The 13,428-nt window shown below is 47.3% G+C and carries 14 protein-coding genes; 2 read left to right on the top strand and 12 right to left on the bottom strand.

The genetic code is table 11. The features are described 5' to 3' along the window. Position 1 precedes the first annotated feature (1 nt). The 5 genes from Q1Q15_RS00805 to Q1Q15_RS00785 form a co-directional block, all read right to left on the bottom strand. A complete protein-coding gene (locus Q1Q15_RS00805) occupies positions 2-1,675 on the bottom strand; it encodes a Na/Pi cotransporter family protein (RefSeq protein ID WP_300455284.1) in 1,674 nt (557 codons plus the stop codon). 82 nt (positions 1,676-1,757) lie between these two features. Then, positions 1,758-3,104: a radical SAM protein gene (locus Q1Q15_RS00800; RefSeq protein ID WP_300455281.1), complete on the bottom strand. Its 1,347-nt coding sequence runs from the start codon at positions 3,102-3,104 to the stop codon at positions 1,758-1,760. Then, entirely contained in the window at positions 3,094-3,564 is a 471-nt protein-coding gene (locus Q1Q15_RS00795; RefSeq protein ID WP_300455278.1) for an Lrp/AsnC family transcriptional regulator, read from the bottom strand. The genes Q1Q15_RS00800 and Q1Q15_RS00795 overlap by 11 nt, the downstream gene beginning before the upstream one ends. Before the next feature lie 98 nt (positions 3,565-3,662). Next, a complete protein-coding gene (mtnA, locus tag Q1Q15_RS00790) occupies positions 3,663-4,769 on the bottom strand; it encodes an S-methyl-5-thioribose-1-phosphate isomerase (protein WP_300455275.1) in 1,107 nt (368 codons plus the stop codon). A 14-nt stretch (positions 4,770-4,783) separates the two neighbouring features. Next, positions 4,784-5,440 (bottom strand): DUF2959 domain-containing protein, encoded by a 657-nt coding sequence (locus Q1Q15_RS00785; protein WP_300455272.1) that lies wholly within the window; start codon positions 5,438-5,440, stop codon positions 4,784-4,786. A 166-nt stretch (positions 5,441-5,606) separates the two neighbouring features. Here Q1Q15_RS00785 and Q1Q15_RS00780 point away from each other — a divergent pair, with 166 nt between their 5' ends. Next, complete coding sequence (locus Q1Q15_RS00780; protein WP_300455269.1) at positions 5,607-6,440, top strand: DUF169 domain-containing protein; 834 nt, start codon at positions 5,607-5,609, stop codon at positions 6,438-6,440. Here the strand turns inward: Q1Q15_RS00780 and trpA are convergent. The 5 genes from trpA to Q1Q15_RS00755 all read right to left on the bottom strand — a co-directional run bounded on the left by trpA (position 6,435) and on the right by Q1Q15_RS00755 (position 11,569). Beyond that, positions 6,435-7,196, bottom strand: coding sequence for a tryptophan synthase subunit alpha (gene trpA, locus Q1Q15_RS00775; RefSeq protein WP_300455267.1), 762 nt, complete (start codon positions 7,194-7,196; stop codon positions 6,435-6,437). The genes Q1Q15_RS00780 and trpA overlap by 6 nt on opposite strands. Beyond that, positions 7,189-8,415, bottom strand: coding sequence for a tryptophan synthase subunit beta (gene trpB / locus Q1Q15_RS00770; protein WP_300455264.1), 1,227 nt, complete (start codon positions 8,413-8,415; stop codon positions 7,189-7,191). Before trpB ends, trpA begins: the two co-directional genes overlap by 8 nt. A 57-nt stretch (positions 8,416-8,472) precedes the next feature. After that, positions 8,473-9,210, bottom strand: a complete 738-nt coding sequence (locus Q1Q15_RS00765; RefSeq protein WP_300455261.1) for a GntR family transcriptional regulator — start codon at positions 9,208-9,210, stop codon at positions 8,473-8,475. Positions 9,211-9,487: 277 nt separating this feature from the next. After that, positions 9,488-10,768, bottom strand: a complete 1,281-nt coding sequence (locus tag Q1Q15_RS00760; protein ID WP_300455258.1) for an aspartate aminotransferase family protein — start codon at positions 10,766-10,768, stop codon at positions 9,488-9,490. A 12-nt stretch (positions 10,769-10,780) separates the two neighbouring features. Next, positions 10,781-11,569: a helix-turn-helix domain-containing protein gene (locus tag Q1Q15_RS00755; RefSeq protein ID WP_300455254.1), complete on the bottom strand. Its 789-nt coding sequence runs from the start codon at positions 11,567-11,569 to the stop codon at positions 10,781-10,783. Positions 11,570-11,747: 178 nt separating this feature from the next. Between Q1Q15_RS00755 and ssb the strand changes: the two genes are divergently transcribed. Further along, the gene (gene ssb, locus Q1Q15_RS00750) at positions 11,748-12,287 is read left to right on the top strand and encodes a single-stranded DNA-binding protein (protein ID WP_300455251.1); all 540 of its coding nucleotides are present in this window, start codon (positions 11,748-11,750) and stop codon (positions 12,285-12,287) included. An 88-nt stretch (positions 12,288-12,375) separates the two neighbouring features. Here ssb and Q1Q15_RS00745 read toward each other — a convergent pair whose 3' ends face one another. Beyond that, positions 12,376-12,558: a hypothetical protein gene (locus Q1Q15_RS00745; protein WP_300455248.1), complete on the bottom strand. Its 183-nt coding sequence runs from the start codon at positions 12,556-12,558 to the stop codon at positions 12,376-12,378. A 225-nt stretch (positions 12,559-12,783) separates the two neighbouring features. Then, complete coding sequence (locus Q1Q15_RS00740; RefSeq protein WP_300455245.1) at positions 12,784-13,419, bottom strand: thermonuclease family protein; 636 nt, start codon at positions 13,417-13,419, stop codon at positions 12,784-12,786. Positions 13,420-13,428 lie beyond the last annotated feature (9 nt).

Here is a 13,428-nt window from a genome sequence, read left to right as displayed (position 1 = left end):
GTTAAATAATTCTGTTCACACCAGTGGCAATGTTAAAACAATAGTCTCCCATTTTTTCATAATTTGAGACAAGGGCAATAAAAAAAACACCAACATCCACTGAGCAGTCGCCTGCCCTTAATCTTTCTATATGCTGGTATCTCATATTTTCACGCATATGGTCAATCAAATCTTCTTTGGCCAATGCTTTTTGATAAAATCCATCGGATTTCTCCTGGAATTCGTCAAGGATTAACCCTAAAAAGATATCCACCTGCTCTGAAATCGTCACAAGATCTTGTTTGGCCTGTTCGCTGAACACAAAATCATTGTCATATATCCGTTCAAGTATTTTCGATACATTTTCCATGGAATCGCCCAGTCGTTCAATATTGTTGGTGATTCTCATATATTCGGATATTTCCTTGGCCTCGGGCTCGTTGACTTCCCCCTGGTAAATGGTGGTCAGATATCGGATAATCACTTTCTGGGACTCATCCAGATGGTCTTCAATGGCCTCCCTTTCCCCAAGGATATCATCGTCCCTTACCTTCAGGCAGATGGAGGTCTTTTTTAAATTCATGTGGGTAAATTCCAGCATTTTTATGATTTCACCTTTCACCTTGGCAAGGGCACCAATCGGTGAGTCAATGAACCCCGAATCAAATTCAGGCAGTTTGTATCTTTCTTTTGACAATGACGGTTTCGGTGATAATAAAATGGTCAGTTGAACCAGCTTGGGAAGAAAAATCAGAAAGACCAAGGCGTTGATCACATTAAAAATCGTATGCCCATTGGCAATATACCGTGAAACATTGACATATTCGCCATCCACGGTATGGGTTAACGCTCCGGCACCTAATTTTAACGTCAGTATCTGCACCATATCAACAAACCACGGAAAAATCATCAAGATAATCCCGACACCAATGACATTAAAAATCGTATGTGCGTTTGCCGTGCGATGGGCCTCAATATTGTTTGAGCCGATGGTGGATAATTGCGCTGTCACAGTGGTTCCGATATTTTCACCAAGAACAAGGGCAAGGGCTGTGGGATATGTTAAAAGCCCGGATGTTGCCAGCGTCATTGTCAAACCCACCGTAGCAGAAGAAGACTGAACGGCTACCGTCAGAACAGTACCCATCAACACACACAGCAGAATACCACCGAGATTGTCGGTACGAAAGGTGGTAAAAAATTCAATAAACTGGGGGTCAGATTTTATGGGTGCCAGACCATTTTTCATGACGGTCATACCATAAAAAAGCAACCCAAACCCCAGAATAATATCCCCAATCCGCCTGTAGTTTCTTTTTTTTGAAAAATATTTTAAAACTACGCCCAGCGCAATGGCAGGCAATGCGGCGGCAGTCAGCTTAAACGCGATCATTTGCCCGGTAATGGTGGTCCCGATATTTGCCCCAATGACCACGCCAACAGCCTGCTCCAGAGAGATGATGCCGGCCGTGGCAAACCCGATGAGCATAACGGTGGTGGCGGATGAAGATTGAATCATTGCCGTCACACCGGCACCGGTGGCACATCCCATAAATCTGTTCGAGGAGATGGCTTCGAGAATCCGTCTGATTTTCTGCCCTGCTGTGGCTTGAAGGCCTTCGGTCATCATTTTCATTCCCAGAATGAAGAGCCCCAGTCCACCAAGGGTTTGAATTATTATGCCGAATATATCCAATTTTTTTCCTCTTTTTCACTTGTCGCTCATATTGCGCTAACAAATCTCTAACAAAATCTTCACAAACCAAGAGGGTTATATATTAAATCTTCAAATTTTTCAATTGTGAAATCCGCTTTAAATCCGTATTTGAACGGATACAGGGAAAGAGGGTATTGTTTGTAAATACGGGATGTTGAAGGATATCGAATTTTGAATGAGTAACCGCATCCTCCCACATGGGGGTGTGGGGAATCGGTGTGTAATAGGCAAGAACAGGCAGTATCCCGCTTTGTTTGACCACCTGCATGGAGGTTTCAACTTCGTCCAGGTTTTGTCCGGGTAATCCGCATAACAAATAGGCCCCGATCTGTTGTTTCTCAAACCCGGCCACTTTGAGATGGTCAATGGCATTAAAGAATTCATTTTCCGCCACTTTGCCGTCATGCCGTCTTTCCCTGGAGAAATCAGCGGTTTCAAGTCCCAGGCGGATGGTTTTAAACCCGGCCTGGAACATCAACTCTGCCGCCTGGCGTGTAATGGCCCGGATATGGAGCGCATTGGGGGTATGAAACCAGAGGTCCATTTTTGAATCAATAATTCTTTCAAACAAGGGAAAGGCATACTGCCCGGCATTCACCAGCAGGGCATCATCGTAAAAGGCAAAATTTTTAACCTGGAAATTTTGATGCCAGTGCACGATTTCTTTGAACACAATTTCAGGCGATCGTTGCCGAAAGGTGGGTTCCAGGTATGAGGAAGCACAGTATTCGCAGCTGAACGGACACCCCCGGGAGGTTAATATCGGCGCATAGACCAGTTTGGTCTGGAGATCCAGGGCAGGAAAGGGCAATGCATCTAAATTTCCCGGCACATCAAACAATGGGCTGTCCGCCAGTTCAAACCCGGTATATGCCTGGAGGATGTCTTTCAATTGATGTTCACCAGCACCTTTTATCACCCGGTCGGCCTTTGTCTCTTTAATGGCATGGTCATAACAGAGGCTGGCATAAATCCCCCCCAAGACCAGGGGCACATCCGGATAAACCGATTTGACCCGTTCGATGGTCTCCTTGACACCGGTAGCCCAATAGGTCATCAACGAGGTGACAAAAATCAGATCCGGTTTTTCCATGTGTTGCAGATCGGCTGTAAACCACTGGGGGTCTATGCCATAGCGGGAATAGGTTTTGCCGATGTTTTCAAGTCCCCTGGGCAAATCAATCTCTGTCTTGCGAAACGGCCCCCGGCCGTCCCAAAGCACTTTAATGGGGGGCGAGGCCTTTGGATGAAACCGGTCCAGACAATCCATGAAACTGACCCTGACCCCTTTCTCACGGAGGATACCGGCAATGGTCAAAAGCCCCAGGGGCTTTGCCCAGAAATCAAAGGCGGCAAAATCATGGATCCAGGGATTGATGCACAGAACGTGGGGTGAATCAGTCTTCAAAATAGGTCATGGAGGTTTTTTTAAGCTCTTCCCGGCTGAACAGAAGTTCATAGTCGTCTTCTCCCACGGCCCGGGAAATTCTCTTAACAAGGGCATGACATTCGTCTTCATCCGCTGCATGGACCATGGTATACAGGTTATATTTCCAGCCCGGGGCTGGATTTCTTCTGTAACAATGGGTGATCTCCTGAAACGTGGCCATGATATTCCCTGTTTTTTCTACCTTTTCTTCATCTACTCGCCAGGCAACCATGGCATTGGCCTTAAACCCGGATTTCTGATGTTTCAATGTGGCACCAAACCGCCGGATCATTCCTCGGTCATTGAGAGTCTTTAAAACACTTAAAAATTGGTCTTCGGAGATACCGATCTGTTGCGCCATTTCCAGGAAAGGGCGCTTAACAACCGGGATATCGGTTTGCAGCAGAGCAATAATTTTTTTTTCTAAATCTGTGAGCATAAGCGCTTTCTTGTCTCGTTCTTAATGGTTAATATCAGAGGACAATGTGAACTTTTTTTCACTGCCTTGTCAAGATCTTGTTAAAAAAAGAGATCCCATCAATTCTTCTTGTCTGGAAACAGGTTCAGGATGTCCTGTTCAGTTGCCCCGCACACGCCCCGTTCCGTAATAAAGCCGGTGACCAGCCGTGCCGGGGTCACATCAAAGGCATGATTGGCTGCCGGGCTGTCCTCCGGAGGCACCAGCACGCGGTCCACCTTTCCGTTGCAAAGACCCTGCACATACCGGATTTCGTCCGGATCTCTTTCTTCTATGGGAATATCGGCAATCCCATCTGTTATGTCCCAGTCAAAGGTGCTTGACGGCAGTGCCACATAAAAAGGGATGTGATTGTCCCGGGCGGCAAGGGCCTTTAAATAGGTACCAATTTTATTGGCCACATCTCCGGACCGGGTGGTTCTGTCGGTTCCCACAATGACAAGGTCCACCAGGCCATGCTGCATGATATGTCCCCCGGCATTATCCGTGATCACCGTATGATTCACCCCATGTTTGCCCAATTCCCATGCCGTAAGGCGGGAACCCTGGTTTAACGGTCGTGTCTCATCCACCCAGACATGAACATTGATATCCCGATCAAATGCCGTATAAATGGGCGCTGTGGCTGTACCATATTCAATACAGGCCAGCCAGCCGGCATTGCAATGGGTCAGGATATTGACGGGTTCCCCTTTTTTCCTGTAACTGATTTCTTCAATAATGGGCAGGCCATACTCACCAATTTGCCGGCAATTGACCGCCTCTTCCTCCACAATTACCAGGGCCTCATCAAGGGCGGCGGTGATTCTAGCCCCAGGGGTGTCCCGGGATAATGCGGCGGACATCACCCTGTCAACCCCCCAGAACAGGTTCATGGCCGTGGGTCTGGCATCCTTAAGCCGTTTGCATTCCGACACCATGTAGTCGGTATCTGCGCCCTTGTTATTCGCCTGCACCAGGCTGATATAAACCCCCAGGGCCCCGGTTGCCCCAATCAAAGGTGCCCCCCGGACCACCATTTCCTTAATGGCATAAATGGTGTCATCCACGGTGGTTAAGTCTTTTATGATCAATTCGTGGGGAAGAAACCGCTGGTCAATGACCTGAACCGTTTCAGATGTCCTGTCAAACCAGATCGGCCTCATCTCTTTTCCATCCACCTTCATTTTCCGGTTCTCCCTTAAAAATTTTTAATAAATTGTGCCGCTTCTTTTATGGAGGCGTTCATATCCTTGATCAGGTCTGCCACATCCTTTTCAATGGAGACCACTTCGCCGCTTAAAGATCCCACGGCCTTGGCATTCAGGTTATGTTTGAGATACAGGACATAATCCTTGAGTTTGGCCAGGACCGGCACCATCCCCCTGGTGGAGGTATTCATCACCGTTTCAAGCTTCTGATACTTTATTTTTGCATCCCGGAGCGATCGTTTACTGCTGTTTTTCAGCTTGACGTCATTGATCTGGGTGATCTCGGCTTCCCATTCCGCAAACAGATCTTTGGCCACCTGTTTGACATCATTGATTCGCCCTTCAATCTGATCTGCCCGGGAATCACACGCTTCATAACTGTCTTTTATCCGATCATAAAAGGTTTCCAGCTCTCCACCGTCAAAGGCATAGAGTTCTTTAATCCGTGTTAATGCATCGGTAAACTCTTCCTGGGCTTTTGTCTGGCTTTCCTGGACATCTTCAACATTATCAATCAAAATATGCCTTTTTTCTTTGCCGATTTTTTCCATGGCCTTATAATAGGCTGTGCTGCACCCTGACAAAAAAAGAAAAACAACGGATACCAGGAAAACGCCTGCCGGGGTTTTAAGGTCTGCAAAAGTCATAGAATTGTTATCTCCTGTAAAATGTTAATAGCGTTTGTTATTGTTAGAAATTCCTTATACCAAAAGTTCAGGGTTTTATTAATCCTTTTCTTCATTGCTTTCCGTTTGAATTTCAATTACAAAATAAATAAACGCACCATCTACTCAACCGATTAAAGGAGGGATCATGGACCATCAAATCAATTCCGCTGTTCCTGATTTTTTAAATATTTTAGGGATGACTGAAGAACCCATGGGCATGTTTTTCACTGACACCCAGCCCGAAAACGGATACTCCCCCAAACCCATGGATCTGCCCACCCGGGAAAAAGAAGAAAAAAATGAGATCAACTGGCCCGAGGTATTTGGTCAGTTTTCCTGTGTGATCGGCAATATCTGGCTGGCCCGAAAAAAGAAAACCTGCGCTTATTTTTCTTCAACGCAATTTGGATGCCCGGGTGGATCCTTCTGGCTGGGGTTCAACAAACCCCAGACGGAAACCATTATTCACTATGTGTCCAGTGGAATCCCCGGCAGGATGGAAGGGGAACATTATTGTGATTCCCCGGATAACTTAAGAAAAATTTTTGAATATGTTGATCCGGTTCCCGCGGCAAAAGAATTCTGTGTGTTTAAACCCATCAGCCAATTTTCAGAAACCGAAACCCCGATACTGGTTTCTTTTTTCACCCGCCCGGAATCTTTGAACGGCCTTCACCAGCTGGCGGCATTTGTTACCAATGATCCCGAGGTTGTGGCATCCCCCTGGAGTGCTGCCTGCGGCAGTTTGGCGGTCTGGCCCCTGCATTATCTTCAAAAAGGTCAAAACAGGGCTGTTGTCGGAGGATGGGATCCCTCCGCCAGGAAATTTTTCAAGCCGGATGAACTGTCATTTACGGTTCCTTTCAACATGTTCACCCAGATGCTGGACCGGTATAAAGACTCGTTTCTCATGACCAAAACCTGGGAAACCGTCCATAAAAAGATCAACAAAAGCAAAAAGGCATGGAAAGAACTATAGGAGACTGTGGATAAAGTCCCCGGCTGCTGCCACGCCGTTTTCTTCCACGATCCGGATGGTCTGGGATCCGATAACGGCAATGTCTGCCTTGCCTTTCAGATAGTCGACATCCGCCTTTTCCTTTACACCGAAGCCCACGGCCAGGGGAAGGGCGGTGGCATGTCTGCACCGGGAAAGATAAGTGGCCAGATCCTCTGAAAAAGCCGTCTCTCGTCCGGTCACCCCTTTCCGGGCCATGCAATAGACAAACCCCGAGGCAAAAGAGGATACATATGCCAGGCGCTCATCACTGGTTTCAGGGGAAAAAATATAAATCGGGTCAAGGGTGTTGCGCTTCATGGCCCGGATATAGTCATCGCCCTCTTCCGGCGGCAGATCGGGGACAATGGCCCCTTTCAGGTTCACCTGATCCATTTTGTCTGAAAATCGATCAAACCCGTATTTATACAGGATATTGGCATAGCTCATGAATAAAAACGGGATGTAAAATCTTGTGGATACGGCCTGGGCAAACTCAAAACAGCGTTGAACCGTTGATCCGCGTTCAAGGGCGTTCTGATTGGCGGTTAAAATTACCGGGCCGTCTGCCATGGGGTCTGAAAAAGGAATCTGCAATTCCATTAGATCCACACCCGCCTCAACCATTTGCGTGACGATATCAAACGAGTCTTCAAAGGACGGATATCCCATGACGATATGGGTCATCAAAAGGATGTCACGGCTTTTGCGCCGTTCTTTTATATATGCTTCAAGCATTGTATTCTGCTGCCTTTCCAATAATAAATTCTTTCCATTTGGGATCATTCACCGCATCTGCCACCGTAAAAATATCTTTGTCCCCCCTGCCGGACTGGTTAATGATAATGGCATCTTCCGGTGAAAGGGACGGTGCTTCCTTAAAAGCCCGGGCAAAGGCATGGGCGGATTCAAGGGCCGGAATAATGCCTTCTTTCCGCAGGGTCAGTTTCAAGGCGGCCACCACCTCCATATCGGTGGCGCTTTCAAATCGGGCGGTTCCCTGATCCTGCATATGGGAAAGAATAGGGGATACCCCGACATAATCCAAACCGGCTGAAATGGAATGGGTTTCCCGCATCTGGCCATCATCATCCTGGAGAAAATAGGTTTTATACCCCTGGGCAATGCCGGGGCTCGCCTCTTTTGAACTCAGCCGGGAGGCATGCTGTCCTGAAGTGATGCCCTTGCCGCCAGCCTCAACCCCCACCAATTCAACCGGATCATCCAAGAACCCGGAGAACAGTCCCATGGCATTGGACCCGCCCCCCACACAGGCATACACCCGTTTGGGAAGGCACCCTTCCCTGGCAAGGATCTGCTGCCGGGCTTCTGTTCCAATAATGGATTGAAAATAAGCCACCATTTCCGGGAACGGATGGGGTCCGCACGCCGTTCCCAGGACATAATGGGTGGTGTCCATGTGGCTTACCCAGTCCCGGAACGCTTCGTTGATAGCGTCCTTTAAAATTCTTGTCCCGGTTTTTACCGGCACCACCGTGGCACCCAGCTGCTCCATCCAGAACACATTGGGCCGCTGTCTTGCCACATCCACCTCCCCCATGTAAATGGTGCAGTCAAACCCGAACTTTGCTGCCATGGTGGCCGTTGCCACCCCGTGCTGGCCTGCCCCGGTTTCTGCAATCACCCGTTTCTTGCCCATCTGCTGAACCAAAAGGCCCTGGCCCATGACATTATTGATCTTATGGGCACCGGTATGATTGAGGTCTTCCCGTTTAATATAAATTTTTGCCCCACCAAACTCCCGGGTCAGATTGCCGGCAAAGGTCAAGGGGGTGGGGCGGCATGAATACGACGACATCAAGGCTTCATAGTCATTCCAAAATCCAGGATCGGTTTTGATATTTTCAAACGCCTGTTCAAGCTCGTCAAATGTGGCAACCAGGATTTCAGGCAGGAAGGCCCCGCCATAATTACCATAATATCCTCTGTTTTTCATAGTCGTTACTCCTGATGAATGGAAAATGCGTTATTGTGTTTACCCGTCTTTTTATGGTTAACCGCCTTGTGTCATCTCAAGGTTAAGGGTCTGGGAAAACGCAAAGGTATCCGTCCGGCAGTAAATGCGTGAAAAAACCGCCCCGGCAGCAACCGGGAAATTCAAGGTCCGTTCCACTTCAAGGACAGGGTCTGCAGGATTCAGGTCCAGTAATCCGGCCTTATGGTCGGATAAAAACCCCAGTTTAAAGATTTGCTGAGCACTTTCCGGTTTCAGATAATAGTGATCCGATACCACCCGGGAAAGGGATTTATTTTCAAGATCCATTGTATCCAGGCCCAGGAAGACCTCCCGGTGAAAATAAAACGTTTCTAATATAACCGGGTCTGCCTTGACAAGGGTGAGTCGCGATAAAAAAAAAGCGGTTTTCCCATTGAATGGATTCGTTTTATCCTTCTGGACGGCCAAGGCGGAAACAGGGGTTATGATCCTGGATACGGTCTTGATCCCCTTTGTCAGAAACGCCTGGGAGGTACCGGCCAGGGAAAACAAATCCACCTGACGGTTCAATGTCCGCACAAAGGTTCCAGACCCTCTTTTGCGCTCCACAAGACCTTTCCTGACCAAAATCTCCACGGCCTGGCGCACCGTTGGCCGGCCAATGTGGAACTGCCTGGCCATTCTCGTTTCAGAGGGGATCACATCCCCGGGTTGATAGGTCCCGGACCGGATCTGTTCAGTAAGGATATCTGCCAGCTGATGATATAATGGAAGGGGTGACTTAGGGTTGAGCATGGTTAACCTCAAAATAATCGATAGTGTTTGAGGCTAAAATACATATAATTGGTTAAGTTGTCAAGACATATTTACCAATTTTAGCAATTCTCATTATAATTCACATGTCGGCCTGCCGACACAACGAATAACGAAAATGGTATTATGCCTCCCCCGAAGGGCGATCCGATCGCCCTTCGGGGGCTCTGCTGTCGCATTTTCATATAAAAAAAATGCAATAGTCCCCGGACAATAGGTCAAGCTGCCTGAGATTCATCCGCTTGGGGGTTTCCGGGATTTAATCCACCAGAACCGCTTCCAGCTGTTTCAGCATAAATGCCATTTCATGATCATTGATAATCAGTGGTGGAGAGATCCTGATGGTGTGCCCATGGCTGTCATTGACGATCAGTCCGAGCTTGAACAGCTTTCGGCAAAATACCTTGGCATCACCGCTTTTGACTTCTATCCCGATAAACAGCCCTTTGCCCCGGACCGCTTTGACATGGACGGATTTTTTGGCAATCTGTTCAATTTTTTCTTTGAGTCGCTTCCCTTTTTCAGCGGCTTTCTCCGCCAGTTTTTCATCTTCAAACACCTTTAACGCAGCCACCCCGGCCACACAGGCAAGGGGATACCCCCCAAACGTCGATCCGTCGGATCCCTTGGAAAAGACCATATCCATAATCTTTGCATTGGTGATAAACACTGACAGGGGAACCAGGCCACCGGACAGCGCTTTTCCAAGAATCACCCCATCGGGAACAATCCCTTCATGCTCAAAAGCAAATTTTTTTCCTGTTCTTCCCAGGCCCACCTGGATTTCATCACAAATCAGGAGAAGGTCCTGGTCGTCCGCCAGCCGTCGAAGCCCTCTGAGAAACCCGTCAGGCGGGATGTTCATGCCGCCTTCTCCTTGCATGGGCTCCACGAGGATGCCGCAGGTATGGGGAGTAATGGCTTTTTTTACCTGTTCAAGGTCGCCGAAGGGTACCGATACAAACCCGGGGGTTAAGGGCCCAAAACCTTGCTTGTATTTTTTACTGGATGAAAAAGACACCACAGAAATAGTCCTGCCATGGAAGTTTCCATCAAACACAATGATCTCCTGCCGTCCGTCTTCAATCCCTTTGTGCTTGAATCCAAAATACCGCATGGTTTTTATGGCTGTTTCAACGGATTCCACCCCACCGTTTTTGGGCAGCACCTTATTACCGTGAGCCCCAAACCGTGGTGCCATCTGGGGGGCAAACAGGGCTGCCCTGGAAAGAAAGAGTCCCAAAGGATCCGTATACACCACATTGGACAATACCGAGGCATAATTCCCCTTCAGGGCATCCATGACAGCCCGGGTGATGGCCGGGTGATGATGACCCGAATTGGCCGCAGAATACGCTGCCAGGCAATCCAGATATCGATTGCCTTTTTCATCGGTCAGCCAGCATCCTTTTGCCTGCCTGACAACAAAATCAATTCTTTCATAGTGGTGGGCGCCATAGTCTTCTTCCAGATTAAAAATGGTCTTGTCCGCCGCACTGGAAAATCCTTTGAATGAATGGATTTTTCTCATTGATGTCATGGTACACCTCCCCTAATGATCCTCTTTTATGATCCTGTAAATTCTTTGTTCCTCGTCTGTGAGGTCCTGATTTTGGTCCAGTATTTTTTCCAGAAAACTATGATAAAAATCGTGGCGAAGACTGTCCCGGTTGGCCAGGACAAACCATTTGTTTCTGGTCCAGCTGATGGGGGAATTCTCTTCATTACCGGTTTCAAATATGCCCACAAGGGCTTCTTTTTTATCGACAATCACTTCCAGCGAACGGCCGCCAATGGTCTTTTGCAATAGGTCATGATCCGGGTGCAGCACCTGCACATCAAATTTTTTTTCAATCTCGCCCATGGCAACATATCTGATTTTTACGCCGCGTTTGTCCGCATGGGTTAAATATGGGTCAAGGTGTCTGTTGGCCTTGGGAAACAATCTGACATAAATCTCAACCATTGCCGATTTGATCATTTCCATGGCTTTTTCCATGACGGTCTCATACCCTGTAAGGGTCCATACATATTCAACAGCATCGGTTTGGGATACTTTTTCAATCAACTCTTCAAAAGCCGCTATATTATTGTCAAAGCTTCTTTTCAGCCGCCGGATCAACTCATCAAACGGCAGGGGTGCATACTGTCCGCCATTGATGTCCATGACATACCCTTTGGCAATCAGGTTTCTCAACACATCATATATTCTTGATCTGGCAATCCCGGATATCTTACTCAATTGGGACCCGTTCACCGGATGATGGCTGACAAGGGCCATATAACAGGCGGCCTCGTATTGTGAAAAACCAAGATCTTTTAAGCTGGAATAGGGTTCCACTTTTCTCCTCCATAATGTTGCTACCTAAATAGCAACATAAACTTAAATCCAATGCATGTCAACGGTTAACCCCCTCAGGAGCCATCAAAAAAATTATCCCTTTGACACCGGGTTTTGAATCGGGTAAATATTTTAAAAATAACCCTCTTAAAAAATGATCCAAAACAGGAGAACATAAATGGCTGGTCTTAATAAAGTAATGCTGATTGGAAGATTAGGAAGAGATCCGGAAATCAGATATTCCCAACAGGGTCTGGCAGTGGTGAACTTTTCCATTGCCACAAGTGAACAATGGACAGACAAAAACACCGGGGACCGACAGGAAAAAACCGAGTGGCATCGTGTTGTGGCCTTTGGAAAACCAGCAGAAACGCTTGAAAAATACCTGTCAAAAGGCAGCCAGGTTTACATTGAAGGCAGGCTTCAAACCCGAAACTATGAAAAAGACGGTCAAACCCATTATACCACGGAAATCGTGGTAGGCAATTTTCAATTCCTTAGCAGCAGGCAGGATGCCCAGGGCGGCGGTGGATATCAGGGCGGCAGCTCCGGAGGCCAGCAGGGCGGTAATGGTTACCAGGGCGGTTCCGGGGGCCAGCAGAGTGGCGGTGGCTATCAAAAACCCAACACAGGATCCGGCAATAATTTCCAGGGCCCGGCAAACCCGGGCATGACCGGGGGCCAGCAACCCATCCCGGATGATGATATTCCGTTCTAAAGATGACCTGAAATAAAAATGCAACAACATGACGTCATTTATCATCAATGACGTCATGTTGTCACTCCCTCCGGGTTAACAAATTGTTTCAACTGAGAGAATAACCAGGGTCTTCTTCCGGGCTGAACGTATCATTGAAATCATTCAGGAATTCGTCATCAATCAGAATATCATCATATTGACCAAAACTGTTGTCATATCCGCAAACAGGACATTCATAAACCTTGGGAGACAATAAAATACCACACCCCAAACAATTATTATAGGACATCGTTTTTCTCCTTTAATTATTTTTATGTTATTAAATCCCTCTGTTGTAAAATTTGGGTAGCCCCCGGTAAGGCGGAAATATTGTCTTGCAGCGTGGGTCTAACCTTCCCATGAAAACAGATCTTAATGTCTTAACCTCAAATAAAAGACCGTATATTTCCACAGCTTCATCTGTATTTTTTTTCAAATTAATTATAAAAAAAATCATGTCAATATGTCTTATAAATTATTTTCTTGGATGGTCTTTGCGCCATTGTTTCGGGCTCGTATAGGAACGGCCCTGGCTCCATATCCCCTTTTCCGCCCGCCGGGCCGATGCTTCTGCTGTTCTATAGCCTTTCAAATCAAGCTGTTTCGGCGGGGTCCCTTTATACACCTCTGCCAACCCGGCACGGAGCATTTCTATATTTATATTTTTTTCCCCCACAAAGACTTCGGCCAATTGCCGGTTATATCCCCCGGTGCCGTAACTTTTAAGGTGAACGGTTTGGGTATCCAGCAGGTGCTTCAGATATTGTTTCGCTTTTTGACTGAAGGGCTGGCTGGCTTGACCCTTGAATCCTGTTTCCGGTGAATCAATTCCCACAAGCCTTATGGTGAAGGTCAAATCAAGCCCGGAGACCTGGATGGTGTCCCCATCAAAAATCTTTAATACCCTGAACATCTGATTGTCATTTTCTCTGGCAATGCGTTCGTTGATAACGCCGGGGCTTTCCGGTAATTCTTCAACCGCTTCATCCAAAGGCGGTGAAATATTGCTAAACTGTTTGATCCCGTTTTTATCGGTCCAGAAATAAATATTCCCGTACAGAAAAACGCTTAAAAAAAGCAGAAAAAAAATTTTAATGACTGCGGTTCTCATGGAACATGA

Origin of the sequence: Desulfobacula sp. (assembly GCF_030145145.1) — a bacterium.
In the GTDB taxonomy this organism is placed as follows: domain Bacteria; phylum Desulfobacterota; class Desulfobacteria; order Desulfobacterales; family Desulfobacteraceae; genus Desulfobacula.
Note: the sequence above shows the minus strand (reverse complement) of the source record. Positions and strands in the feature narration are given on the sequence as shown.

What these genes read in the sequence shown, in the direction of transcription:
- Q1Q15_RS00795 (WP_300455278.1), bottom strand. Translation starts at nt 3,564, where the DNA reads ATGCTCACAGATTTAGAAAAAAAAATTATTGCTCTGCTGCAAACCGAT.
- mtnA (WP_300455275.1), bottom strand. Translation starts at nt 4,769, where the DNA reads ATGAAGGTGGATGGAAAAGAGATGAGGCCGATCTGGTTTGACAGGACA.
- Q1Q15_RS00785 (WP_300455272.1), bottom strand. Translation starts at nt 5,440, where the DNA reads ATGACTTTTGCAGACCTTAAAACCCCGGCAGGCGTTTTCCTGGTATCC.
- Q1Q15_RS00780 (WP_300455269.1), top strand. Translation starts at nt 5,607, where the DNA reads ATGGACCATCAAATCAATTCCGCTGTTCCTGATTTTTTAAATATTTTA.
- trpA (WP_300455267.1), bottom strand. Translation starts at nt 7,196, where the DNA reads ATGCTTGAAGCATATATAAAAGAACGGCGCAAAAGCCGTGACATCCTT.
- trpB (WP_300455264.1), bottom strand. Translation starts at nt 8,415, where the DNA reads ATGAAAAACAGAGGATATTATGGTAATTATGGCGGGGCCTTCCTGCCT.
- Q1Q15_RS00765 (WP_300455261.1), bottom strand. Translation starts at nt 9,210, where the DNA reads ATGCTCAACCCTAAGTCACCCCTTCCATTATATCATCAGCTGGCAGAT.
- Q1Q15_RS00760 (WP_300455258.1), bottom strand. Translation starts at nt 10,768, where the DNA reads ATGACATCAATGAGAAAAATCCATTCATTCAAAGGATTTTCCAGTGCG.
- ssb (WP_300455251.1), top strand. Translation starts at nt 11,748, where the DNA reads ATGGCTGGTCTTAATAAAGTAATGCTGATTGGAAGATTAGGAAGAGAT.
- Q1Q15_RS00745 (WP_300455248.1), bottom strand. Translation starts at nt 12,558, where the DNA reads ATGTCCTATAATAATTGTTTGGGGTGTGGTATTTTATTGTCTCCCAAG.
- Q1Q15_RS00740 (WP_300455245.1), bottom strand. Translation starts at nt 13,419, where the DNA reads ATGAGAACCGCAGTCATTAAAATTTTTTTTCTGCTTTTTTTAAGCGTT.